The 25,039-nt window shown below is 49.4% G+C and carries 17 protein-coding genes; 12 read left to right on the top strand and 5 right to left on the bottom strand.

The genetic code is table 11. From position 1 onward, the window contains the following. Positions 1–190: 190 nt before the first annotated feature. The 5 genes from ACZ5DR_RS12695 to ACZ5DR_RS12675 all read left to right on the top strand — a co-directional run bounded on the left by ACZ5DR_RS12695 (position 191) and on the right by ACZ5DR_RS12675 (position 6,163). Positions 191–1,696: an ABC transporter substrate-binding protein gene (locus tag ACZ5DR_RS12695; RefSeq protein ID WP_377369886.1), complete on the top strand. Its 1,506-nt coding sequence runs from the start codon at positions 191–193 to the stop codon at positions 1,694–1,696. A gap of 74 nt (positions 1,697–1,770) precedes the next feature. Further along, positions 1,771–2,685: an ABC transporter permease gene (locus ACZ5DR_RS12690; protein ID WP_377369883.1), complete on the top strand. Its 915-nt coding sequence runs from the start codon at positions 1,771–1,773 to the stop codon at positions 2,683–2,685. Between the two features lie 3 nt (positions 2,686–2,688). Then, positions 2,689–3,600 carry an ABC transporter permease gene (locus ACZ5DR_RS12685; protein WP_377369881.1) on the top strand — a complete coding sequence of 304 codons (912 nt, stop codon included), beginning with the start codon at positions 2,689–2,691 and terminating at the stop codon, positions 3,598–3,600. Positions 3,601–3,602: 2 nt separating this feature from the next. Further along, a complete protein-coding gene (locus ACZ5DR_RS12680) occupies positions 3,603–5,222 on the top strand; it encodes an ABC transporter ATP-binding protein (protein WP_377369879.1) in 1,620 nt (539 codons plus the stop codon). Next, positions 5,222–6,163: a 2-hydroxyacid dehydrogenase gene (locus tag ACZ5DR_RS12675; protein WP_377369877.1), complete on the top strand. Its 942-nt coding sequence runs from the start codon at positions 5,222–5,224 to the stop codon at positions 6,161–6,163. The genes ACZ5DR_RS12680 and ACZ5DR_RS12675 overlap by 1 nt, the downstream gene beginning before the upstream one ends. A 105-nt stretch (positions 6,164–6,268) precedes the next feature. Here ACZ5DR_RS12675 and ACZ5DR_RS12670 read toward each other — a convergent pair whose 3' ends face one another. After that, positions 6,269–7,156 carry a helix-turn-helix domain-containing protein gene (locus tag ACZ5DR_RS12670; RefSeq protein ID WP_377369875.1) on the bottom strand — a complete coding sequence of 296 codons (888 nt, stop codon included), beginning with the start codon at positions 7,154–7,156 and terminating at the stop codon, positions 6,269–6,271. A gap of 157 nt (positions 7,157–7,313) precedes the next feature. Between ACZ5DR_RS12670 and ACZ5DR_RS12665 the strand changes: the two genes are divergently transcribed. The 7 genes from ACZ5DR_RS12665 to ACZ5DR_RS12635 are packed head-to-tail and all read left to right on the top strand — an operon-like array spanning position 7,314 to position 15,029. Further along, positions 7,314–8,774 (top strand): aldehyde dehydrogenase, encoded by a 1,461-nt coding sequence (locus ACZ5DR_RS12665; protein ID WP_377369873.1) that lies wholly within the window; start codon positions 7,314–7,316, stop codon positions 8,772–8,774. 51 nt (positions 8,775–8,825) lie between these two features. Continuing rightward, positions 8,826–10,118, top strand: a complete 1,293-nt coding sequence (locus ACZ5DR_RS12660) for an ABC transporter substrate-binding protein (RefSeq protein WP_377369872.1) — start codon at positions 8,826–8,828, stop codon at positions 10,116–10,118. Between the two features lie 12 nt (positions 10,119–10,130). Next, the gene (locus tag ACZ5DR_RS12655; protein WP_377369870.1) at positions 10,131–10,871 is read left to right on the top strand and encodes an ABC transporter ATP-binding protein; all 741 of its coding nucleotides are present in this window, start codon (positions 10,131–10,133) and stop codon (positions 10,869–10,871) included. Then, positions 10,864–11,583 carry an ABC transporter ATP-binding protein gene (locus ACZ5DR_RS12650; RefSeq protein ID WP_377369868.1) on the top strand — a complete coding sequence of 240 codons (720 nt, stop codon included), beginning with the start codon at positions 10,864–10,866 and terminating at the stop codon, positions 11,581–11,583. Before ACZ5DR_RS12655 ends, ACZ5DR_RS12650 begins: the two co-directional genes overlap by 8 nt. Continuing rightward, positions 11,580–12,485 (top strand): branched-chain amino acid ABC transporter permease, encoded by a 906-nt coding sequence (locus ACZ5DR_RS12645; RefSeq protein ID WP_377369866.1) that lies wholly within the window; start codon positions 11,580–11,582, stop codon positions 12,483–12,485. The genes ACZ5DR_RS12650 and ACZ5DR_RS12645 overlap by 4 nt, the downstream gene beginning before the upstream one ends. Further along, positions 12,482–13,525: a branched-chain amino acid ABC transporter permease gene (locus tag ACZ5DR_RS12640; protein ID WP_377369864.1), complete on the top strand. Its 1,044-nt coding sequence runs from the start codon at positions 12,482–12,484 to the stop codon at positions 13,523–13,525. The genes ACZ5DR_RS12645 and ACZ5DR_RS12640 overlap by 4 nt, the downstream gene beginning before the upstream one ends. 58 nt (positions 13,526–13,583) lie before the next feature. Further along, the gene (locus ACZ5DR_RS12635) at positions 13,584–15,029 is read left to right on the top strand and encodes an aldehyde dehydrogenase (protein WP_377369862.1); all 1,446 of its coding nucleotides are present in this window, start codon (positions 13,584–13,586) and stop codon (positions 15,027–15,029) included. Between the two features lie 655 nt (positions 15,030–15,684). On the opposite strand, the gene ACZ5DR_RS12630 is transcribed toward ACZ5DR_RS12635, so the two are convergent. Genes ACZ5DR_RS12630 through ACZ5DR_RS12615 form a run of 4 tightly spaced genes read right to left on the bottom strand, consistent with a single transcriptional unit; the run spans position 15,685 to position 25,036 of the window. After that, entirely contained in the window at positions 15,685–17,526 is a 1,842-nt protein-coding gene (locus ACZ5DR_RS12630) for a hypothetical protein (RefSeq protein WP_377369860.1), read from the bottom strand. Then, positions 17,526–20,117, bottom strand: a complete 2,592-nt coding sequence (locus ACZ5DR_RS12625; RefSeq protein ID WP_377369858.1) for an AAA family ATPase — start codon at positions 20,115–20,117, stop codon at positions 17,526–17,528. The genes ACZ5DR_RS12630 and ACZ5DR_RS12625 overlap by 1 nt, the downstream gene beginning before the upstream one ends. Further along, positions 20,110–21,612, bottom strand: a complete 1,503-nt coding sequence (locus ACZ5DR_RS12620; protein WP_377369856.1) for a hypothetical protein — start codon at positions 21,610–21,612, stop codon at positions 20,110–20,112. The genes ACZ5DR_RS12625 and ACZ5DR_RS12620 overlap by 8 nt, the downstream gene beginning before the upstream one ends. Beyond that, entirely contained in the window at positions 21,596–25,036 is a 3,441-nt protein-coding gene (locus ACZ5DR_RS12615; protein ID WP_377369854.1) for a DEAD/DEAH box helicase, read from the bottom strand. Before ACZ5DR_RS12615 ends, ACZ5DR_RS12620 begins: the two co-directional genes overlap by 17 nt. Positions 25,037–25,039: the final 3 nt, after the last annotated feature.

The raw sequence follows: 25,039 nt of genomic DNA, 5'->3' as shown, positions 1-25,039 counted from the left end.
TTTTTTGTTTTTATCCAAGCCTTGATTCAAATCTTATATCAAATCAATCCAACTTTGAAATATACACCTTGGCAGAAATTGCTAACCTCAATATCGCTGTCTCAACCACCTTATGCAGGCGTTGGGGGCAACAAGGCTACCTCCCAACGTGTAGGGAACCTGAAACGAAAAATCGAGGAGAATAAAAAAAATGAATTCGAAACGTATCATGCTAGCCACGGCGATTATCGCCACTACGACTTCGGGCTTCACCCTCGCAGCCAACCCATCTGATCTAACGGTTGTGCTGTCAGAGGAGCTGGATGTGGTAGAACCTTGCATGGCCGCACGCTCAAACATTGGTCGTGTTGTCTTGCAGAACATCTCTGAAACCGTGACTGAAATGGTACCAGGTGAAGGCCTAAAACCTCGCTTGGCCACTCAATGGGAAGATCAAGGTAATGGCACATGGCGCTTTCACTTGCGTAACGACGTGTCATTCAGCGATGGCACCCGCTTTGATGCAAAAGACCTAGCGCACACCTTGACCCGTCTCACCTCTGGCAAAATCGTATGTGAAACGGGTGCCAAGTACTTTGGGGGATTTGAACTAACAACTCAGATCCTTGACGACTACACCATTGATATTAAAACCGTTCCAGCCCAGCCAATTTTACCGCTGCTGATGTCAACCGTCGCCGTGGTGCCTAACGAAGCACCAGAGGATAAATTCATCACCAAACCAGTGGGAACAGGCCCTTACGTGTTTGACGAATACGCTCGTGGTCAACATATCAAGCTCTCTGCCAACCCTAACTACTGGGGCGAGCAACCTGCGGTGAAGAAAGCGACCTATGTATTCCGTTCAGACAGTGCCGTGCGTGCGGCTATGGTGCAAACGGGTGAAGCAGACATTGCGCCAAACATCGCCCTTCAAGATGCCACCAATGATAAAACAGACTTCTCTTACCCTAATTCAGAGACCGTCTACCTTCGCATCAATAATGGCACGGCACCGCTAAACGACACTCGCGTACGTCAAGCGTTAAACTATGCCATTGACCGCGAGGCCTTCATTGGCACCATCTTAGCGGATGGCACCTTGATCGCGACAGGCATCACACCTCCTTCAACCCTCGGTTACGACAAAGATTTGAAGCCTTATCCCTACGATCCTGATAAAGCTCGGGCGCTGCTTAAGCAAGCCAAAGCGGATGGGGTTAAAGTGGATACAGAAATCACCATGATTGGCCGCACAGGTAACTTTGGCAACGTGCTTGAAACCTTAGAAGCACTCCAGTCTATGTTCCAAGAAGTGGGCTTCAACGTGACCTTGCAAATGTACGAAGTGGGCGAATGGAATAACTTCTTCTCCAAGCCGTTTCCTACGGACAAAGGCCCCATGATGGTCCAAGCCCAGCATGATAATGCCAACGGCGATCCAGTGTTCTCGATGTTTTTCAAATACGGCAGTGACGGCCTCCAGTCCGGTGTAACCGATGCCAAATTGGACAAGATGATTGCCAAGGCAACGGCCGAGTCCGGTGAGACCCGTGAAGCCCTGTGGGGCGAGGCATTCCGCTACATCTATGAGGATGCCAAAGACGTGCTCTTGTTCCACATGGTGGGCTTCACCCGTGTCGGCGAAAACCTCGACTTTGTACCGACCATCAAGACCAATAACGAGCTTCAGCTCTCTCAAATTTCGTTTAAATAAATTTGTGGTCTAGCAGGCAGAGCGCCATGGGCTCCATGGCGCTCTGTCCTCACCCACTTGGTTAGGAAACTCTCATGAAACACGTTTTTTTAAAACGCGCCCTGGGCAGTGCGCTCTCACTTTTGGGCTTGGTTGTGCTGGTGTTCTTTTTATCCAGACTGACCGGTGACCCAACTGCTCTGTATTTACCGATTGATGCTTCCATGGAAAGCCGTGAGCAATTCCGTGAGTTACACGGCCTAAACGACCCGATTCTGATGCAGTTTGGCCATTACGCCACCGACTTATTGCAAGGGGATTTTGGGGAGTCTATTCGCCGCTCAGCGCCCGCATTAGATGTGGTGCTTGAAGCCTTCAGTTGGACCCTTCAACTGGCCGCTATCACCATGGTGCTGGTGATCTCAGCAGCCATCATCGTGGGCTCCCTTGCAGCGTTTCACGTAGGTGGATTGTTTGATCGTATTGCTACCTTCTTCTCTCTAGTCGGTGCTAGTGCCCCTGATTTTTGGATCGCCATTGTTGCAATTGTGGTCTTCTCCGTAGGGCTTGGCTGGGTGCCTACCTCCGGCACAGGGTCCATCCTTCACTGGATCTTACCGATTGCGGTGCTCTTCATCCGCCCCTTTGGTTTGATTGTGCAGGTGGTACGCGGCTCTATGATCAGCGCCCTTGGGTCTGCTTACGTTAAAACTGCCAAAGCCAAAGGCATTAAAAATCGCTCTATTATTTTCGTTCATGCCTTGCGCAATGCCATGTTGCCCGTCATCACGGTAGCAGGTGATCAGGCCGCCGCATTACTAAACGGTGCCGTGGTCATCGAAACCATCTTTGGCTTCCCTGGGGTTGGCAAGCTGATGATCGATTCCATCATGCAGCGAGATTTCACCGTGGTGCTTGCCGCCATCATGGTCACGGCGTTAGCGATTTTCATCATGAACCTCTTGATCGACATCGTTTACGCCATCTTGGACCCACGGATTAGGTACTGATTTATGACGACTTTAGTAACGCCTGCACAGGCGACTCCGACTCATCCTGCGCTGACCACATTACGCATGTTGTGGCGCAATAAAGTAGCCACCGCTGCCGCCATCTTTGTTGTGCTGGTGGTGATCACTGCAATATTTGGCTCCAGCATGCTGGAGGATATCGCCACCAAGCAGAATCTGCGTGGCCGTAACTTACCACCATTCGACTTTTCTAAGGATTGGTTGTACTGGCTGGGCGGGGATGCTCTGGGGCGTCCGTTGCTCGCACGCATCATAGTCGCATCAGGCAATACCATCCTAGTGGCCAGTGGCGCGGTATTTTTCTCATTGACCATTGGTACCCTGTTGGGATTAATCGCTGGCTATACCTCGAAGAACTTAAGCCAAGCCATCATGCGTCTGGCTGACGTGATCATGTCCTTCCCTTCATTGCTGTTGGCAGTGATCGTGCTGTACATGCTGGAGCCATCGGTTACCAACTTGATCATAGTGTTGGCAATCACGCGCATTCCGATTTACCTGCGAACCACCCGCGCGGAAGTACTGGAAATTCGTAAACGGATGTTTGTGCAAGCGGCACAAGTGATGGGGGCCTCAACCCTACGCATCGTATTCCGACACATTTTGCCAGTGGTGTTTCCAACCATTGTCACCATCGCAACCCTCGATTTTGCCTTTGTGATGTTGGCGGAATCTTCTTTGAGCTTTTTAGGTATCGGCATTCAGCCCCCTGAAATCACTTGGGGATTGATGGTGGCACAAGGTCGCTCTTATCTAACGACCGCATGGTGGCTGTCGTTTTGGCCAGGGCTTGCAATCATTTTAACCACTCTATCACTCAACCTACTGTCCAACTGGATGCGCATTGCCTTTGATCCAGTACAACGCTGGCGTCTTGAGATCGAGAGGAAGTAACCATGAATCATCTTTTAGAAACCAAAAATCTGTCAGTGGACTTTCATACCGCTGGTGGCACTGTGCACGCAGTACGTAATGTTAATTGGCACTTGGACGCTGGTGAAACCCTCGCCATTCTTGGGGAATCCGGTTCGGGTAAATCTGTTTCTGCGTCCGCCATCATGAACCTTATCGACACGCCTCCTGGGGAGATCGTCTCAGGGGAGATTCTTTACCAAGGTAAAGATGTGCTGAAAATGTCCACAGAACAAAGACGCCAGCTGAATGGACATAAAATCGCCATGATCTTCCAAGATCCCCTCAGCCATTTGAACCCTGTCTATACAGTGGGATTTCAAATCAGTGAAACCATGATGGCTCGTGGGGTTTCCAGGGCCGAGGCCCAGGAACGTACCCTACAGCTCATGGAGCGAGTCGGCATCATTGAGCCCCATATTAAGATTGATGCTTACCCCCACCAGTTTTCTGGGGGGCAACGTCAGCGCCTCATGATCGCCATGGCATTGGCCTTTGAGCCCGATGTCTTAATCGCAGATGAACCCACCACGGCATTGGATGTGACCGTACAAGAGCAAATTTTGAAACTGCTCAAAGACCTGCAACAAGAAACAGGCATGGGCATCTTGCTGATTACCCACGATCTGGGGGTGGTTGCCGAAGTGGCGGATCGTGTGGTGGTGATGAACAGTGGCGAAGTGGTCGAGACAGGCTTAGCCAATGATGTGTATCGTCGCCCTTCTCATCCTTATACACAAAAACTGATCAGTGCCATTCCTGGCAGTGGCGAGTTGGCTCAGCCCCTGCCCGATTCCACACCCAATATTTTGGAAGTGAACCAGCTCTGCAAAAGCTATGGCAACTTTCATGCCCTGCAAAACGCGTCCTTTACCATAGGTGAAGGGGAAAGCGTGGCCATCGTAGGAGAGTCTGGTTCAGGAAAATCCACCCTAGCTAAGTGTTTATTACGCTTAGAAGACACCAGTGAAGGCACAGCTCTGTACCGTGGCAAAGACCTACTTTCCCTCAAAGATAAAGAATTACTGAAGATACGTCGTGATATCCAAATGGTGTTTCAGGACCCTACCCAGTCCCTTAACCCACGTATGAGCATCTTTGACTTAATCTCAGAAGCCTTTGTGATTCACCCAGACATCTTGCCTAAAAGTCAGTGGAAATCCCGTGTGGCGGAACTCTTAGAACAAGTAGGCTTATCTGCTCAGCATATGAGCCGCTATCCCCATCAGTTTTCCGGTGGTCAACGACAGCGAATTGCCATCGCTCGAGCCCTCGCCCTAGAACCTAAGTTAATTGTCTGTGATGAGGCCGTTTCGGCATTGGATGTGTCGATTCAAGCCCAAGTAATCAACTTGCTCACGGACTTACAACAAAAGCTTGGCATCAGTTATCTGTTTATTGCCCATGATCTGCCATTGGTTCGAGATTTTGCCCATCGCGTGATCGTTATGCGCGGTGGACGAATCGTGGAACAAGGCACAGTCGAGCAAATTTTCGAACACCCACAAGAAAGCTACACCCGCAATCTATTGGCGGCTTCCCTTCATCCAGATCCAGAAGTCCAACAACAACGCCGCCAAGAACGTCTATTGGAGACCGCCTAATGTTAAAACCCAATGTACTGGTCATGTACCCCACTCGTCCAAACGCTATGGCGCAATTGGCTCAGACTTATCAGCTTCATCGCTACGATCTAGCAGAAGATAAAGACGCCTTCCTGCAAGCCCATGGACCAGATTGTGTCGCCATCGTAACCAACGGTCATACGGAATTGACCCGTGACCAGCTGGAATACTTGCCTAAGCTAGAAATCGTCTGCTGCTCTTCGGCTGGCTTTGAATACATTGATGTGGCCGCCCTCACCGAGCGCAGCATTCCTTTTACCAATTCTTCTGCGGCGTTATCAGACGATGTGGCGGATTTGGCCTTGCTGCTGGCTTTGGCTTGTCGACGTCAATTAGTCAAAGCACACCAGTATGTCACGTCGGGTGAATGGGGCAAACAGGGCATGTACCCCCTATTAAGTTCCATGGGTGGCAAAAAGGTCGGCATCGTTGGAATGGGGCAAATCGGCAAAGCCATTGCAACCCGATTCTCTTGTCTAAATGCCCATATCGGCTACACCGCCCGTTCCGAAAAGCCATTGGATTATCACTACTTCTCGGACGTCACAGCCCTTGCCGATTGGAGTGATGTCTTGATCGTGATCGTCCCCGGTGGCGCTGCCACAGATCGCATGATTAACCAACAAGTATTACAGGCTCTAGGACCAAAGGGTACTTTGATCAACGTGGCTCGGGGATCTGTCGTGGATGAGGCGGCACTGATCGATGCCCTATCGAACGGTACGCTTGGGGCAGCGGGGTTAGACGTTTACCAAAACGAACCCAACCCTGATCCGGCCTTAACCCAGCTCCCTAACGTGACCTTGTTCCCCCACCATGCGAGTGGCACCACCGAAACCCGAGATGCCATGGCTCAAACCGTTGTCGACAACTTGGCCGCCCACTTCGCGGGGAGCCCACTGCTCAACCAAGTGTCATAACACCCCATTCAAGGTGTCCTGTAGAGCGAATGACTGATTCGTTCTCGCTTCGCCCGAATGAGTCATTCATTCGGGCGTTTTTTTAGTTACCAGTCTCCTATTGGATTATGGCCAATCAGAAAATCCTGCTTCTGACAGCTCATTTTGTTCAGTGGTTTTGACCGCATAGTGACGCTTAAAATGACTGGGAGAATGTCCCATCTCTTTTTTAAAAAAATGACTGAATTGACTCGCGTTGGAAAAACCCAGTCGATTAGCAATCACTTGAATCGAGTCAGAAGACTTTTTTAATCGAAGAGTGGCTTCCATCAAGATGCGATGATTGATGAGCTGCAAAGGCGATTTTTGTAGGTTTCGTTGGCAAATAGCATGGAGGCGATCATAGGTCATCGCCATAGCTTCACAATAGAATGAGACCGTCCGACGATTGCGGTACTCCACTTCCACTAACTGGCGAAACTGCTGCAATACCAGCTCATCAGGAGAACGCACAATGGGTTTTGTATCCATATTACTCAAACGATAAATGCAAATCAGCAACACCCGTATTAATGAACAGATCACATTTCGAGAGCGCTTATTCGCCGTGGCAATTTCCACTTCAATCAAACGCAACAGAGGCAAAAACTCCTCTGTAATACTCTGCTTGTTGCATTGAGTGATAGAAAACTGGCGCATGAGCACATCCAACTTTACGCTGTCATGATCTGCTCCTGTCACCAATGCGGTCAGATCATCACTGTATCCCAGTATCCAAATTTGACTGCCCGGCGGCACAACGACCTTGGCGGATTTTTTATGGGGAATACAGAAAATGGAGGATTCAGTTACCTGATGGGTCTCATCCATGACGACAGACACCTCCCCCCATTGCACCCAGCCCATAAGGTTAAAATCCCTAAAACTGTCTTGCCCAGTACTAAAGGTACGAGTTTGTAGACTCGACTTAATGGACTCAAAACGCACCATCGAACCAATGATATTTGCCAGCATTCGGATACCTTTTGGGTTATTTTCGACTCAAAAACCAGAAATCAACAACATTAAACCATTTTTTGACATATCGAGAACAATAATTGCTGTTAACCTGTAAGAAATCACTCAGCTCGTTGACAATAAATTTAATAATAATCAGGGTGAAAACTTGAACATGGCATACACCAATATCGACCTAAATGACGCGCCTAAAGTGGATCTGTTTATCAATGGACAGTTCACTCCTGCCAGTGCAGGAGGCTACTTTGAACGACTTGATCCAAGCACGGATTTAGTGGCTTCAAGGGCTGCCTGCGGACGCCGAGACGATGCCGAACACATGGCAGCCGTCGCCTCTGCGAGCTTTCCAAAATGGTCGGCTATGCCAGTCACAGAGCGAGCCAAAATTCTACGCCGAGCGAAAGACCTCATACCAAGCTACCGGGATCGCTTTGCCACCCTCATGCTCCGAGAAATTGGCGCCGTGGAACAATGGGTCGACTTCAACATCAGAGTGGCCACAGAAGCATTAGAAGCCGCTGTGGATCTAGCCCTCAAATACCCAACCGCACCCAACGACAACGAGAACGAACACTCTTTTATCACCCGTCACCCAGCGGGAGTTTGCTTGGCTATTGCCCCTTGGAACGCCCCTATTGTATTAGCGGTAAGAGCCATTGCCTTTCCGCTGGCGTTTGGTAACAGCGTCATTTTAAAAGCATCCGAACTGTCGCCTGCCACCCATTCATTGATCGCCGAAGTCATGCAAGAAGCGGAGTTACCGAATGGTGTTCTGTCCATCATGACCAATGCGCCAGAGCATTCCGAAGAAGTGGTTGCGACCCTGATTGCGCACCCTTCCATACGTCGTATCAACTTTACTGGCTCCACACGAATTGGCCGCGTGATTGCGGGGTTGGGCGCACAGCACCTCAAGCGGTGCTTGCTTGAGCTTGGGGGGAAGTCACCACTCATCGTACTCAAGGATGCGGACCTTCAACTGGCGGCAAAAGAAGCCATCTATGGAGCCTTTTTAAATCAAGGTCAAATTTGTATGGCAACGGATCGGATCATTGTTGAGCAAGCAGTAGCCGATGAATTTATTGGTATTTTAAAACACTTGGCAGAAACATTGATCGCCGGTGACCCACGACACGAAGGGGTAAAATTAGGACCTGTCGCAAGCCCCTCCATTGCTTCAAGACTGTCCGCTCTGATCGAAGATGCACTGGATAAAGGAGCAACCCTAGTCTCTGGCACGCCCCGTCGAGGACAATTCATCGATGCCACTTTATTGGATCACGTGACCCCCATGATGCGTATCTACTCAGAGGAATGCTTTGGCCCCATCGCCGGAATCTATCGAGTAGATTCACCAGAAGAAGCCATTACGGTTGCGAACAATTGCGAATATGGCTTAGCCGCTGCGATTTTTACCCGCGACCTGACCCTAGCTAGACAACTGGCCAACCAGATTGAGTCGGGCATTTGTCACATCAACTCAACCACTGTCAAAGATAATCCTGCCATGCCATTTGGCGGGCTCAAATCGAGCGGCTATGGCCGTTTCGGTAGCGATGCATGTGTCGACGAATTCACCGAAATTCGTTGGATTACTTGCGCTCCACCCTCGTAAAGCTCTCCGTTTAAGACATTTCTAAAACAAAAATAACGCCAAGAGGTTCTTATGAAAGCACGTCTAATAGCCCCGTTCGCCCAAAATTTGGGAAAAACCTTGCTCTGCGCGGCAACTGCAACCGGCATGTTGTGGTCAGCCAATATTGTCGCCGCAGATGAGGACACCATTCGAATTGGCTTTATCAGCCCCAGAACAGGCCCACTCGCGAGTTTCGGTAAAACAGATGGTTTTGTCTTGGAACAAGCGCGCAAGTCTCTCGCAAAGGGTCTGACAATCGATGGCAAGCACTATCAGGTGGAAATTCTAGACCGGGATACGCAATCTGATCCCGCTCGGGCTGCACAACTGGCCAAAGAGCTGATTAACCAAGACATAGATTTGATGCTTGCTATTTCGACACCTGAGGTGATCAACCCAGTGGCTGATGCCAGCGAAGCAGCAGGGATTCCTTGTCTATCCACGGTGATGCCTTGGGAAGCTTGGTACTACGGCCGAGGCGCCAAGCCTGGAGAACCTAGCCCCTTTAACTGGACCTACCATTTTGGGTTCGGCACAAACGAGTTCTATCAGACCTATTTGTCCCAATGGTCCTTGCTTGATACCAATAAAAAAGTGGGGGTCATGTACCCCAATGATGCTGACGGAAATGCGATCCGCGCCGTATTAGCGCCACGCATAGCCGAAGCGGGTTACACAGTCATTGATCCCGGCGCTTATGAAACAGGTACATCTGACTTCTCTAGTCAAATCGCTCTGTTTAAAGCCGAAGGGGTCGATATCATTAACTCCTTCCCTATTCCGCCAGATTTCGCAGCATTTTGGCGTCAAGCAGCGCAACAAGGACTACATCGTCAAATCAAAATCATTCAAATCGCGAAGACCGGATTATTCCCATCGGACATCGAGGTACTGGGTTCCCTTGGACCTAAGATCGCATCTGCCGCCTATTGGCATAAAACCTTCCCTTACACCTCGCCACTTACGGGCTTGAACGGTGAGCAGCTAACGGACATGTGGGAAGCGGAAACCGGTGAACAGTGGACGCAACAGTTGGGAGCCACCCTATCCCTTTTGGATGCGGGGACGGAAGCACTTAAGCACTCAAACAACCCCAAATCCCATGATGCCATTCGTGATGCCATCGCAAGTCTCAATGTCACCACCATTGCCGGCAAAGTGGACTTCACCTCAGGCCCCGTTCCAAACGTTGCCTCTGGCCCTATTATCGGCACCCAATGGATCAAGGGAACCGGCAAACACAAGCTGGACTATGTGGTAACAGAAAACGTCACCGATCCGAATGTCGAAGTGTCTCACACCCTGCAACCTTATAACCGCTAACAGGACCCTATTGTGCAAAAAACGCCCTATTCACAATTAAAAGCAACGGGGATTCATAAGTCCTTTGGGCACGTTCAAGTGCTCAATGGGATTGATTTCACCATGGATACCAGCGATGCCATTGGCATCGTTGGACCCAATGGTGCAGGAAAATCAACACTCTTGAGTGTGCTATCAGGTGCTCAACCACCATCAAAAGGACGAATCCACCTTAACGATCAAGACATCACCCAACTGCCCGCCCGCCATAGAGCAAAACAAGGGCTGGTCAGGACCCATCAAATCCCTAAACCATTTTCGGGTATTAGTGTGTTTGAGAACGTCTTTGTCGCCGCGATCCATTCTGCGACCCCAAACCGTAGCGAAGCTTATGACATCGCCTTAGAGTCACTGGAACTGTGCGGCATGATGCACATTGCAAATCGTGAAGCAGACAGCATTGGCTTGTTAGATCGTAAACGCTTGGAGTTAGCCAGAGCGCTCGCCACCCAACCAAACCTGTTATTTTTGGATGAAATTGGTGGCGGCTTAACCGATGGCGAAGCGCTCCAACTGGTCGACACGATTCTCACACTGCGCGCCCGAGGGATTGGCATCGTATGGATTGAGCACATCGTCCATATACTGCTTCGGGTGGCAAAAACACTCATCTGTATGGACAACGGCCGGATACTCGCCCAAGGCCTGCCCAGCCACGTTATGGCCAACGAAGAGGTGATGCGCGCCTACATGGGAGGTTCTCAGCATGCTTAATATCTCTGATTTGGATGTTCGATATGGTCAATTTAGAGCGGTTCAGGGTGTGTCTTTATCGATTATAAAAGGGGAAACAGTGTCTCTCATTGGAGCGAATGGTGCGGGAAAATCTACCTTTCTTAGGGCCATCGCGGGGGCACTTCCCTGTCATCAGGGACGCATCACCTTTAAAGATGAAAATATCACCTTAAGTTCTGCCAGTCACCGGGTTCAACGTGGTTTAGCACTGGTTCCAGAAGGGCGTCGCCTATTCAGTGACATGACGGTGGAAGAGAACTTGTTATTGGGAAAAACCACCAATCGTGACGGGGAATGGACCCTTGAGCGCATCTTTGAGACCTTCCCAAATTTGGTCAAACGTCGTACCGCAAAAGCCGGCAATCTCTCTGGTGGGGAGCAGCAAGCCACAGCAATTGGCAGAGCCCTCATGTCCAACCCTGAGCTGTTGATTTTAGATGAAGTCAGCCTGGGTCTTTCACCATTAGTGGTCGATCAGGTCTATGACTCCATCGAAAAGCTTCGCCAGACTGGAACCACCATTGTGCTTGTGGAGCAAGATCTAGCTCGCGCCATTGCTTTTTCAAACCGCGCCGTATGCATGCTCGAAGGTCGCATAGTGCTTGATAAACCCTGCGCAGAAACAAACCGTGATGAAATCACTCAAGCCTATTTTGGTCTCGATCCATCACAGACTCAGGAGGCCATATGATCAATAGCTTAATTCAAGCCATACTGCTTGGGGGCTACTATGCACTGGTCGCCTGTGGATTAGCCTTTATGTTTCAAGTGATGCGCATTATTAACTTGGCCCATGGTTCCTTGGCGATACTAAGTGCCTACATCGTATGGGAGATCACTGATCTATTAGGCTTATCGCCGTTTATTTCAGTACTTATGGTGCTGCCCATCATGGCTATCATCGGGCTGATTTTGCAGCGCATCATTCTTGAACGCGCCGCAAAAGGTGGCGAATTGCTCCCGGTACTGACCACCTTTGGCCTAGCCATTGTGATCGATAACTTGTTGTTCCAACAATTTGGTGCCAATACCCGCTCCCTCTCCCCGTACTTGGGTGATTTAAGCTGGGAATCCTATGAAATCATGGGACTATGGATTGGCAAGCTACCGATCATAGTTTTGCTCACGGCGGTGGTTGTCATTGGCGGATTGGATCTTGTTCTGCGCTTTACGCCACTGGGGCGTCAAATCCGAGCCACGGCTTTTGATCCAGATACCGCGGGCTTGGTGGGCATTGATGCCAGAAAAGTAGCAGGCATCTCCGCTGCCATTGCCATGATGACTGTTGCCATATCCGGTACGGCGCTGGGGTTACGAGGGACATTTGACGCCTATGCTGGCGGGCCGCAATTACTGTTTGCCTTTGAAGCAACCATCATTGGCGGCGCAAGCTCCCTATGGGGGGTGTTCATTGGCGGAATCATTCTTGCCATGGCGCAAAGTCTTGGAGCGCTTATTCACCCTCAAGGGTTCTTATTAGGCGGCCATTTCGTGTTTCTCGTCTTTCTCTTTGCACGTATTTATCTTGGCAATCATGCATTGCTGTTTAAACACTGGCTCAGTAAGTGCTTTGCTAAAGGAGGTGTCCTATGAAGGTGACTCGTTCAAATGTGTATTCTAGGGGTGTCATCTTGAGTGTCGTGGTCATCACTCTACTCATGACAGTCCTACCCTTATGGGTCTCTAATAACGCCATTGAGCGCCTTACTGTGCTCTTTATTTATATTACCCTCGCGGCCATGTGGAACACCTTGGCTGGCTTTGGCGGACTCATCTCCATTGGGCAACAGCTGTTTTTTGGCTTAGGTGCCTATGCCACCATTAGACTTTCAGACCTTGGCGTTACTCCCTTCGTGGCCTTAGTGTTAAGCGCTCTTATTGTAGGACTGTTAAGTTGGCCTATCTCCCGCTTCATGTTGCGCTTGCGAGCTGGTGAGTTTGCCATCGGCATGTGGGTACTTGCGTCCATTGGTCACTTATTAGTGAACCTTGATCCGCTGATTCAAGGGGAAACCGGGATATCCCTGATCGCGTTGAATCAATACCCAATTGAAACCCGTCGTACGCTTATTTACTGGTCCGCATTAATTGGCATGCTGGGGCTGCTGTTAGGGCTATTCTGCCTATTGCGTTCCCGAGCAGGGATTGCCATGCAAGCCATCCGCGATAACGAAGAAGCAGCGGATTCCATTGGCGTCGATCCCGAAAAGGTAAAACGCTGGTTCTTCCTATTTGCAGCCTTTGGCACCGCTTTAGCGGGCGCCTTGTGGCTGGCCCAAGCGTCCACTTTTCAACCTAAAGCCTATTTCTCTGTGCAGTGGACAGCCTACATGATCTTTATGGTGTTGGTGGGCGGCATTGGACGTTTTGAAGGGGCAATTTTAGGCGCCTTATTGTTCTTCGTCGTAGAGACTTGGTTTGCAGCCACAGGGGTCTGGTATCTGGTTGGGTTAGGAGCTGTGGCTATGTTGTGCTCGCTATTTTTACCAAAAGGCTTGTGGGGTTTCATCGAGCAACGCCTCGGCATCCAGCTGATCCCCGTTGGCTATCAAGTGACCTCTCCAACCTCACAAATAGCAAAGCCCTCACCTAAGGAAACCCTATGCCGCCACTCGGAAAAACCCTCATCGTAACGAAGGGCTTGAAGCCTCAGTCACCGTTAAACTTGTAAAATAAAAAGGACATAAAATCATGACCGTACTATTAAGCATTGGGGGGCAGGATTGCTCCGCTAGTAATCATAACGTCTATGAGCGCACTGACCCGGTAACAGGTAAAACTGCTTCTACCTGTGCCGCAGCAACCCTAGACGATATTAAAGCCGTCACCGAAGCCGCTCAATCTGCCTTTGGCCATTGGGCTAAAAGTTTACCTGCTGAGCGCCGCACGTTATTGAATCGTGCTGCGGACATTATGGAGACCAAGCAAGCAGACTTTATCCAAGCCATGATCACGGAAACAGGTGCAACCAAACCCTGGGCGCAATTTAATGTGATGCTTGCAGCAGGCCATATTCGGGAGGCGGCAGCGCTCACCACGCACGTGGGGGGCGAGGTACTCCCTTCCAACAAACCTGGCACACTGGCTATGTCAGTGAATACTCCCAAAGGGGTTTGTCTGGCGATGGCACCTTGGAATGCGCCAATCATTTTAGGCTCCCGCGCCATTGCAACACCCTTAGCCTGCGGCAACACCGTCATTCTTAAAAGCTCTGAGTTTTGCCCATTAACGCACCGTCTTATCATTGATTGTTTCTTAGAAGCCGGCTTCCCATCGGGTACTGTGAATCTTATTTCAAATGATCCAAGTGATGCCCCAGAGATCGTCAAAGCCTTAATCGAAGCGCCTCAGGTGCGACACGTCAACTTCACTGGCTCCAGTCCAGTCGGTCGTATTATTGGTCGTTTAGCAGGTGAAAACCTGAAGCCAGCGTTACTGGAACTGGGTGGCAAAGCCCCCTTAGTGGTGTTGTCCGATGCGGACCTAGAGGGGGCGGTCAATGCCGCGGTCTTTGGCGCCTTTATGAATCAGGGACAAATCTGTATGTCCACAGAACGAGTCATTGTTGAACGCTCGATTGCAGATGAATTCGTTGAGCGTATGGCAAGCAAAGCGTCTAAATTACCTTGGGGGGACCCGCGTGATCAGGTCGTGCTGGGGTCTTTAGTTAACCCAGACGTCGCCGAAAAAATGCATGAGCTCATTCAGGACGCTACCAGCAAAGGAGCGACGCTTCTCTGTGGCGGCGAAAATCGTGGCACCTGCTTTGCCCCGACGTTATTAGATGGTGTCGACAGCTCCATGCGAATCTATAGGGAGGAAAGCTTTGGCCCAGTGAAGTCCATTATTCGAGTCGACAATGAAGAAGAAGCCATTCGTGTCGCCAATGACAGCGAGTATGGTTTATCCTCTGCGGTCTTCTCACAAGACATCAACCGAGCCATCAAATGCGCCAATGCGATAAACAGCGGCATCTGCCATATTAATGGCTCGACCCTTGCCGATGAACCCCACATGCCTTTCGGAGGTGTTGGTGATTCTGGTTATGGTCGATTCGGCGGTAAAGCGGGCATCAGTGAATTTACGGATATCCGCTGGATCACCATTGAAGACCCCAATCAGCACTATCCTTTTTAAATACTGACTAGTGAACGGCCCATTTGCCCGTTGGGACAAATGAGTCGTTCACTGAGTCCCCTGCATCCATATTCAGAAATATCACTATATTCATGACAAATGCCTTCACGGATGTGTACCGTAAGCTGCGCTACGACCACCAAAGATCTGAATCTCGATACTATTTAGAAAAGGTCACTAAAGCGAAGAAGAATTACCAATAACGAGAAGAACAATAGGGCAATAAGGAATCTATTTAAAATTAGATTTTCAAAGTAAAAGAGAAGAATGACCAGAAAGTGGTGGGTGTGGAGAGGTTCGAACTCCCGACATTCGCCTTGTAAGGGCGAAAAATCAAAAGAACTTTAACTTATCTCAACCAACACTTTGGGGAATTTCAAGTAAATCAGATTACAAATCAACAACTTATAAAATAACTTATTGGTTAAAACCGAAATAGAAAAGACTGCTCATTGCTGATTGTGACCAATTTTTTTAAAAAAATTGGTCACAAATCTAGGCATACCAATTATCAGAGTTTACACCAGTTTATGAGCTTCGCTCAACAACGAGCGCAGGTGATACAACATTGAATTTTTATAACTAGCTTTGAATAACAAATTTTTGAAAAAACTAACTCGTTGTTAATAAAGTAGAGTAAATTATTTTGGGAGAACTAGTTGCTACCGCTAAACCACCTCCCCAATGAAGAGAATGAGTCAGAGACTTCATTATTTACCTTAAGTAGAAGATCTCTCTCACCCAGGCGGTTTTTTATCAAGTAACGATTAGTTCTACAGCTATCACAATGTAAACTAAATGTACTATTAGCTTGGCTTTTTAGTGGTATATTTCTTGAATCACACACTGGGCATTGTTGCAGTACTTTAATCTCTTCTATTCGTAATATTAAAGAATCAGCTTGTTCATGAGCGTTATTTTCTCTTAATAGTTTTATCAACGCTGAGGAAAAATCATTAGAAACATCCTCAAGAACACATAAACTTGGCGGAATATCTCCAGTTAACTTCAATGACTTTTTATGTTTACTATTTGATGCACTTAAAAAGTCTAATAATTCCTGGGGGAGTTTCTGTATCGGCTCACCGTAGTTTGCAACTAAAAATTGGGTCATGGTGCGATCAACAAACCACCCCAACCTCTCTACACCGTACAAATCCATTGGTGATAGAGGTATTGCATTGTCACGATCAATAGAAGGCTTTAGCTCTTGGTCTATTGATGAGAAGGCAATCAGCGAGTTTGATTTTTCATAATTATGGTCATGAAAACCTAGCCATGTTTTGATCCGCAGCACATCAACCTGCTCTCTATTTTCTACTAATGTCCAGTCAAAACCTTCTCTGGTTAACTTAAACTCTCGTCCAGCCCAAACAAACACCTTCTCTTGTGATTCATATTTACACTCAACCTCAGCACTATAGGGTTTCAATGCATGCTGAAAATGGAGCCCAACATAACGACAATAGTATTCTGATAACTCTTGGTTACGGACAAATTGTTCTGCAGGTGAACTCTTTAATCTCTGTTGGTTTTTACTTAGCATTTCCCAAAGTATTGATAAATACCGATAGTGAGCATCGTGATTAAGGATGTTGGTACGGTGTAGTGCACCACCGATTTGCGTGTTACGGTTGATCAATAGATACAGACCGCTTTGTTTGAGGTTACAAATGCTGTGATGCATGGCCCGCAACGTGGTAAGGGTTTCTTCCAGTAACGTCAGTGTTTCCAGTGTGGCTTCTTCATCAAAAGTTTGTCCCCAAAGATCACATACTTTGTAGGACAAACGATGGTGAATATCACGGTTGTCGTAAAACCTGAGTGCCTTGTCCAGTGTGTCGTTCAGTTGCTCAACAGTGCGGATACGCTGGGTTAAATGAGTATCAAGCTTATCTAGCAGGCGTGCATACACCCGGTTCTCGTAGATGTGGAAGTCATCTTCACTAAAACGGGCTTTTACTTTTTTGGGAACGACGCCACTCAGGGTTTGGCGTTGCCAGCACTCTGAGTGGGATGCTAGGTGTACCAGCGCACCTTTGGCCAGTCGTTTGGCGCGGGCTACATCGGTGATTTCTTCTTCATAGCGAATATCCAAACGAGGCCGATGAGATATCTGATGCAGGTGGCCTTTTTCAAGAATAATCTGCAGTTTTTTTTCCAATGGCAACAGGTGAGAATCAGCATCAACGACTGCAGAAGGCAGCATGGGGGACATTAGTTTGCTATCATGCTCCAGTTGTCTGCCAATGGTGGCAATAGCGTTTTCAAACAGGCTGATGTCCTGCTGTCGGTTTTTGTCTGGCATCAAAAACTGATGGTTTGTCTGATTCAGGCTGCAGCGCTCTGAGCCATCGCTGACCAGTATCTCCCCTGGATAAATATCGGAGTGCCCGTTCAGACACTCGGCATGCTTTCCTTCCCAGACATAACGCCCGGAATCGATCTGCATTGGCAGATCGAAGCATTTGGTATTGGTGAATCGATCAAACCACATTAGCCACCGCGCTCCTTGCGTTGACGGTCTGTTTCCAGCAGTTGCAGGGACTTGTCTGGATCGCCCTTAAGGTCGGTTTTGCTCCAGAAATCCTGCAATGCATCGCTGAGCTTACCCACATCCTCGGCGGTAACATCGTAGCGGCCAGTCACCTTGCCATTACGCATCACTCGGGTAGACAGCAGGTGGTCGAGTGCTTCACCTTCTGTGGCTCCACAGGCCAGCATGACTGGAATAAAGCGCTTGGCCTGACGCTCAAAACGGTTGCCCCAGCCAAGGTCAAAGGTCTCAGCAAGTTGAGTGGTGATGTCGTGATCTGCCAATTGCTTGAGAAGCTCTTGCACTTGCGGCGTGTGCTGTTGGCTAGCTTGTTGAAAAGCTCTCTGTAAGGATGTGAATGAAAAGCTTGCTGAATCGTACTTGGTGATTTTGAATCGATTGTCCTGCTTCGGCAGCGTCATCACATGGGCGCGGTCGTAGGTCTTGTCGGCTAGCTCGTTGGTGGTTTCGTCGTGGTTGGCGGTGCCGATAAACCAGACGTTACTTGGCACCAAAATCTGGCGGCCTTCTTTCAATCCTTTAGGCGCATTGGGCAGCGCGGTTTCGGCCAGACTGATTAATCGTTCCTTGCGGTCGTTTTTCTCCAGTGCTGATAAAAACTCAGAGAAATACTGTTCCGGACGTGAAAGGTTCATCTCATCGAGCAGAATCACGTTGCAGGTATCACTCCAGCGTGGAGTCTGCGCCTGATACAGGGCTTGCAGGCAGTCCTTTTCGTAAAACTTGCGCTCAAAGGCGTTGTAATGACCCAGCAGATCATCACGATCGCGCCAACCAGCCTGAACAGCAATATCGGTACAGAAACCGCCCATAGCTTTGGCGAAAGCCTTGGCTAGGCTGGTTTTACCTGTGCCACTGATGCCCTGGAATACGTGTAACTGACTCATGGCCAGGCCACCGAGCAGTGTGCGGATATCCTCGATTGGATAGTAGAGTTTTACACGCTCGGCCAGGGCAATGCGGTGTTGGAGCTCTTCGGCAAAGGTGGACAGATCCGGGATATCTTCCAATTCCATAGTGGCCTGGAAATCCTTGCCAGTATCCATACCAGACATTGCTGGGAATGGTGTCTGGGTCTTGTGAGCATCGGTCAGCTGGCTGATACGGCTTTCAAGGTCATCGATATGAACCTGCAAGGTATTTTTATGCTGGGTCAGAAGTCGGTTTTCCTGCTCTTTACTGTAAAGCTCGGTTGCTGCAATTCGTTTATGAGCCGCTTCTGTTTGCGCTTGTAAGAGCTGGGGGCGCAGCTGGGAAAGTTCTGTTTCCAGATCAGACACACGACTACGCAGGAACTCGTTGGTTTCTTGCAGTTCGGCAGTGTCGGATTCATTCAGCTGACGTTCTAACTGGCGATTTTGATCTTTCAGGTTGTCCAGCTGCTGCAAAAACTCTTCTGCTGTTTGGGAGCCAAGCGCGTTTTCCAGATCTCTAAAGCTGGATAGCTGGTCTTTAAGGTCGTCGATTTTTCCCCAGTTGTCATCTAACTTGGCGTTTAGCTTGTCCAGCGCAATTGAGTGTGACTCGCGCTCACGCTCCATAGCTTCGTCTACCAATGCATCAAGGTTTTCTTTGGCTTGACGAAGATCCTCCCATTCGGCATCGATTTTTTGACGTTCAACAGACAGTGTGAACTCAATTTGCTGTCGGTCGTTTTCGATACGTTGTTGGGTAAATTCGTTGCCAAGGTCCAGATCCAGTTTGTAGGTCTGTTTATCCTGTTTCAGCGCTTGCCTGGCGTTTTCAAGCAAGGCTTTTTCTTTGGCAAATTTGGCCTGTTCAGTTGCAAGTTGAACGCTACTTTGCTCCAGCTGTAAGTCACGTTCATCCAAGGCTCGTTTACGTTCTTGTTCTGCCGCCGTCAGTTCTATTTGGGCCTTCTGAATCGCCAGTTCCAATTCGTATTTCTGTTTTTGCAGCTCTGCAAGAGCCGTCTTAAAAGTCGCTTTTTCATCTTGATGCTGCTGCTTCAGCTTTTCCAACGCCTTACGGTTTTGCTGTTCAAAATCGGCTTCAGCATTTAATTCGCGTGCACTGATTTCTCGCTCGCGTTTGGTCAATTCACCTTGTAGTTTGGCTTGTAGGGTTTGTTGTTGTTGAAGTTCTTCTTGTTGTTCTGAAAACTCAGCTTGGGCATCAGCAAGTTCCTGAGAGAGCTTTGCTTGCTCGCGTTCTTTGCTTTCGGCTTCTTGCCATTTTTGATTGCAGGTATCCCAGCGAGCACTGTATTCCTGCTCCAGGTTTTGCTGGTACCTGCCAATCTCCTTGCAGACGTCCGCAAACCTTTGAATCCATTTTCCGAACTCATTTGCCTTATCGGCGGGAATGGCGTTGATCAGCGCTTTCAGATATTGCTGATCAACATTAATGTTCAGTGAGTTATTGGTGCTTTGATAGATCTTGCTGGCGCTCTCAAAAGATGCCGTCCACATGGGCACCTGTTTTTCGAGGTTCATAGCAGGCGTTGGCTTCAGGGCTGCTGCTGTACTTCCCTGTGGCGGAGGGGTTGGACGATTTTGTTTCTTAGCCATTAATCCATTCCTTGAAGTGTTCGGTAAATTGCAGCGCGTAGTCGATATGTTGCTGCGCAATTTCCAGTGTTATTTCTGTGTACTGTTTGCCGGTATAACGGCTATTACCATGGCTGGTCTGATTGCGTAAATCCGCCAGATCGAGCAGTTTGCGAAGTTGTAGCCGTTGGTTGGTGAGCTGTTTAAACGGGTGATTGTCGTGGCCGAGTGAACCTAAGGCAGCGGCGAATACCAGGCCTTTTAAAGAGCTGGATGGTGTTCGTAAGGTACTGATGGCCACCTTCAGGCTTTGTCGTGACAAAGGCTCGATTACCTGATCGGTAAAAGCAGGCAAGGCCAATGCGGTCAGGAGCTTTTTATTCAGCTCGTGATTGTTTTTACTCTGCTTAGGTAATGAGCCTGTGTTGGCAGGAAAGGTTTTGATCAACCATTGCATCAAAACCTCCAGCAGTTTCTGGCTCTCGGTAACCGCCGTTTCCAGGTCATTTTTGTGATCCTGGCCTTGCTCGAGTGTTTCTTTACGGGTGAGCAGCACCGCAATGGCCGCAGCAATGTCTGGTTCTTTTTGTGCCCATGGATAGTTCACTAGAACATGCAACTGAGATTGCTCCTTCAAGCTCTGTAGCCATTCGGCGACTGTTTGTGTATCTGGCTCGGCTTGCCCAATCAGCTTCGCGAGCTGTTTAAGCAGGTGGTTATTGTTTTCCAGCAATTGGGGAAGGGTATCCTTCAGCCACCAGGCTTCGTCGCGAATATCGAATGGGTCTTTGATGCTCCAAAGATTTGAATCATGGCTGGGGGTCACCCAAACCAGAATCCAGGCAGACTCCGGTTGTTCAGTTTGAAAACGGATACCTGATAATTTGATCTGCTTTGGAATACCGCTACCGGAATGTAGCTGTTTGGCTGCCCGGTAATCAGCCCGGTAATCCTGCCAGGCATTCAGTGCGCCTTTGGTATCTGGCTGTGAGCAGTCTGATTTTGGGGGAGCTGGCTTAAAGGGTTTCAGGGTATATCCGGTCTTACGATCCTGAACAAATTCGGGGTATTTGGATTGGGGATTACTGGCTTCCATCACCTTGAGTTTGTTATCAATCCGTGGCCATAGTTTGCCGGTAACGGCATCCTGAAACAAATAACCGCTGGCCAGCTGCTCACTTTGATTGTCTTCCTCAGTGATGGCTTTGATGCCGTTATCAGTAAGTTCGGTTGCTTGATCATTAATCCAGCCACGACTTACTAGCTGAGCCTGAATCAGCTTGATCAAGTTGGTGTGTAGGCCAGTCAGCTGTGCAATGTCTTCGGCGTCGTGGTTTTTGGCCCGAATCAGGCGCAGCACGGCTTTCTGAAACAGGTTCATCGTGGGCTGTTTTACCTCTGGGTACAGCACTCGGTGAACCATAACTGGCCATAACACGGCTTGCACTTTATCGTGCTTGCCGGGCGGACGACGCCCATATTTCAGGTAGGTTGAGGAATCAACGAAGGCTGCCATGATCACCTCCACACAGTTGATAGAAGGCCTGCAGAGCAGGAACACCTTCTTCGGCATCCGGATTGGTGGCTAATTGAGCGTCGCCCACACAGATCAGCATCTGACGTTGACGGCTCATGGCCACGTTCATACGGTTAGGCAAGCGCAGGAAGCCAAACATACGGTTGAGTTGGGTTTCGTGGCTTTCCTCTGCCGACTTCTCTGATTCGTTATTATTGGGATGTTTTGCTGGTTTGGGTTTGTGCCAGGTGCGTACACAGGAGAGCAGTACAACGTCGAATTCTTTGCCCTGGAAGGCATCGACGGAACCAACGCGCAGTCCTTCCTCGCCTTTGGATGTCGTTGCAAACTCCGCTGAAGGCTCATATTGGCCATTCACTTTTTTCATCAAAGGTATGTCGTTGATACGGGTACGAGCGAGCTTTTCCATGATCAGCTCGCGCTGGGGAGCATAGAAGGTAATCACACCAATTGAGAGATTGTTTCCTGCGGCTTCAAATAACACCTTCACTTCTTCAGCAATTCGCTCGGCTTCTGCCTCGCGAATCCGGCTGGTGCCTCGTTTGGTCGATTTACCCTCTGATGCTGGTACATCAATCCATTGGCAAACCTTGTTCTCGTAGCTGGATTTGCGATTGCCAAGGGCTTTCAGAAACTCGGGCTTAAAGGCAAAGTAACTTTCCGGGCGACCGGATTTCACCTTGTCCATACCAATGGATTCGTAGAACTGCTGGCTGACAAAATCCCCCAGTATCGGATGCATACGGAACTGCGTATCGAGCATCACCACACGCTTGGTTTCATCCTGTTGCTGCAGTTTGCTCAGTAAGGAACGCATACGCTCGAACATGCTGGTGCGATAAGCCTCGAGTTGCTGTTCTGTCAGCTGGTGCTCTTCCTGAAGCTGGCCCTCGATATCAGGTTCCAGCATATGTGGAAGCTGGCGATCATCCCCGACCAGAATGATTCGGCGCTTCGCCATAGACATAGGGATGAACAGGTCCAGAGGATTGGCGCGAGCGGCTTCGTCGATAACGACGGTATCAAAGTCGATTTCTGAGCTGTCCAGCCCAGCCACGGACTTCAAGCTTGCCATCTTGTTGCCTGCGGCCTGCTGGCAGGTTGCGCCGACGACCATGGCGTATTCTTCTGTTGTCGTCAGCGCGGCCTGGCGATCTGTTTCGATACTGTTCGCCAGTTCCTGTAACGCCCAGGCAACGCCTTGTTTGTGTTGCTGCATCTGTTGATCAAGAGCGCTTTCGATCTGGTCGATCAGCTTTAGCCCAGCGTCATCCAGAGACTGTTTCAGCTCCGGTGGGCGGTAGTCGGGCAGATGCTGATCTAGTAATCGGTTTTGCAAATCTTCGAGTAATTTCAGTAAGCCGTCGTCTGCCTGTTGAGTTTGAGCAGCTTGCTCCAGTACCGCTTGGTCTTCGTGCTGGAAGCGGTAGAGCTGACGCTTCAGTTCTCGCAACAGGTCATCGGCACGCAACGATCCATCATCAGCAAAGCTGGTGGGCGTAATTCGCAACCCTCGGATAAACCGCAGCGTGTTTTGGTTATGTTCGATATTGCTGGTTTTTGGGGCTTTTCTTTTTTGCTCTGCAACATAGTCTTCAAATTCACTGATCAGCCGGGATGGCAATCTGACTCGATGCTGCTCCAGTTGCTGTAGCTGCTTAAGTAGCAGGCTCAGTTGCCTGACATATTGAGCAGGTGAATACTGGCTTACCCGCAACAGCGCCAGATTGGCGTTGAGTTCATCCAGTTGCTTTAGCAACGGCTGTTGTTGGTATTGCTGGTCAATTTGCTCATTCAGGTATTGAGCCTGAGCATCGACCCAGCGACCAAAACCGCTTTCTTCTTCGGCACTGCCTTTTTTACCACCAACTCGTGTTGCGGGCAGGTTAAAGACCTGGCTTCGATCCAAGGCGTTATCGACAGCATCGTGTTGAAAGCTGCTGACCAGCACCTGACCGCTGAGGTTTTGTTCCTCAAACTCTTCTGCCAGTCGGCGTTGAAGCGCGGCGATTACCTGGGTTTTCCCTGTGCCAGGTGGGCCAATAATGATCGCGACATCCGGTGTGTTCAGAGCGGTTTCCAGGGCAAGCAGTTGCTTGTCGGTAGGCTTGCCACCCTTGAACGTTTCTTTGGCGTAGGACGTCAGCCCTTGGATTTTGCGGCGACGATCCGAAGGGATCGATACACCTTCCAGTAACGATTTGAGTTGCGGCATGCGTTTGCCAGAATCGATCGCCTGGCGCGCAATCATACGACGCTTGGCAATGGTGCACTGACCCGCTAGGGAGAGATAAAGCCAGCCGTCTTTGGGCTTGTCGTTTTTATCGGCTAACTTTTGTGGCAGGTCAAAGCGGGGAATATCTTTTTTGCGGTCTAATGCCGGTGTAAATACCAGATGATCCTCTTCAAACCGTATTTCACCACGAGCATTTTCTTGCTGCGGTTCGGCTTTATTTTCGGTTCTCAGCTCTTCAGCCCAATCGGGGGCTTGATGTGATAAATCCACTTGCTCGGATTTTCCAATGTCGAGTGATCGCCAGCGTTCCTGGAACTCTTTGAATGCATCACTGGACTTGGGCCAGATCCGCCAGCGGTTGGTACGACCATCTTCAAAGGCTTCTGCATGGGTAAAGCGTAACGCTTTCAGGGTCTCTGCCTGTTTCAGGGCAATGGCCCACTCCTTGTCGTTGTACAGATTCCAGAGCTCCAGATAGCTGCCGTTGTCTCGCAGGGCTGCGTCCAGAGTTGCTTTGTGGGTTGCGCTATTCAATGCAGCTGTAGCGCTAGCATCCTGAAAAGAGAAACTGCCCGAGAGCAGAGAAAAGCCATTATCGCGACGAGGATGTCGGGTAATACGACGGATCAAATGACGCCCGTCTTTTTCGGCTTCTACGTCAGCACGCCAGCCTTTGCCCAGCAGTTGGAAACCCTTTCCTGAACCAGAGTTGCTGAAGCGGGCTATGGCCAGCCAGTGTTCTTCAGTCGCCTCGGGAGACTGGCTTGTTACCACAAAGTGCTCTTGCAGCCACTGACCCGCCAATTCAATGTCGTTTTCTTTGATTTCCTGTTTGGTGAACAAATCATCGGAGATCAGGCCGTCGACACCCAATTGCAGATCCAGTGCAGTGACCTCGACGGGTGCCAGATACTGCAACTGCAATGTGTTTTTTTCTACTTGGGCCAGCATCCAGCGAGTCTGATCGCGCAGTGTCAGGCTGGTTAAAAATGGCCAGTCCTGAGCGGAGCAGGATACCTGAATATGTTCCATCTCCTGTTGGAGCATCCAGCCATCGTTGTAGGGCATCAGGCTGACAGGCTGGTTTTCCCGAAGCCCGGAAAGGTCTTCGCTTGAGCGCAGATTAATCAGATCACTGGCAAAATAAGGGAATTCATGTAATTGCATAAA

Source organism: Marinomonas vaga (genome assembly GCF_055388305.1).
The sequence above is the reverse complement of the archived record's forward strand: the minus strand, read 5'-3'. Positions and strand labels throughout refer to the sequence as shown.

Bases quoted from the DNA above. Each gene is read 5' to 3' on its own strand.
- ACZ5DR_RS12695 (WP_377369886.1), top strand. From the start codon at position 191: ATGAATTCGAAACGTATCATGCTAGCCACGGCGATTATCGCCACTACG.
- ACZ5DR_RS12690 (WP_377369883.1), top strand. From the start codon at position 1,771: ATGAAACACGTTTTTTTAAAACGCGCCCTGGGCAGTGCGCTCTCACTT.
- ACZ5DR_RS12685 (WP_377369881.1), top strand. From the start codon at position 2,689: ATGACGACTTTAGTAACGCCTGCACAGGCGACTCCGACTCATCCTGCG.
- ACZ5DR_RS12680 (WP_377369879.1), top strand. From the start codon at position 3,603: ATGAATCATCTTTTAGAAACCAAAAATCTGTCAGTGGACTTTCATACC.
- ACZ5DR_RS12675 (WP_377369877.1), top strand. From the start codon at position 5,222: ATGTTAAAACCCAATGTACTGGTCATGTACCCCACTCGTCCAAACGCT.
- ACZ5DR_RS12670 (WP_377369875.1), bottom strand. From the start codon at position 7,156: ATGCTGGCAAATATCATTGGTTCGATGGTGCGTTTTGAGTCCATTAAG.
- ACZ5DR_RS12665 (WP_377369873.1), top strand. From the start codon at position 7,314: ATGGCATACACCAATATCGACCTAAATGACGCGCCTAAAGTGGATCTG.
- ACZ5DR_RS12660 (WP_377369872.1), top strand. From the start codon at position 8,826: ATGAAAGCACGTCTAATAGCCCCGTTCGCCCAAAATTTGGGAAAAACC.
- ACZ5DR_RS12650 (WP_377369868.1), top strand. From the start codon at position 10,864: ATGCTTAATATCTCTGATTTGGATGTTCGATATGGTCAATTTAGAGCG.
- ACZ5DR_RS12645 (WP_377369866.1), top strand. From the start codon at position 11,580: ATGATCAATAGCTTAATTCAAGCCATACTGCTTGGGGGCTACTATGCA.
- ACZ5DR_RS12640 (WP_377369864.1), top strand. From the start codon at position 12,482: ATGAAGGTGACTCGTTCAAATGTGTATTCTAGGGGTGTCATCTTGAGT.
- ACZ5DR_RS12635 (WP_377369862.1), top strand. From the start codon at position 13,584: ATGACCGTACTATTAAGCATTGGGGGGCAGGATTGCTCCGCTAGTAAT.
- ACZ5DR_RS12630 (WP_377369860.1), bottom strand. From the start codon at position 17,526: ATGTGGTTTGATCGATTCACCAATACCAAATGCTTCGATCTGCCAATG.
- ACZ5DR_RS12625 (WP_377369858.1), bottom strand. From the start codon at position 20,117: ATGGCTAAGAAACAAAATCGTCCAACCCCTCCGCCACAGGGAAGTACA.
- ACZ5DR_RS12620 (WP_377369856.1), bottom strand. From the start codon at position 21,612: ATGGCAGCCTTCGTTGATTCCTCAACCTACCTGAAATATGGGCGTCGT.
- ACZ5DR_RS12615 (WP_377369854.1), bottom strand. From the start codon at position 25,036: ATGCAATTACATGAATTCCCTTATTTTGCCAGTGATCTGATTAATCTG.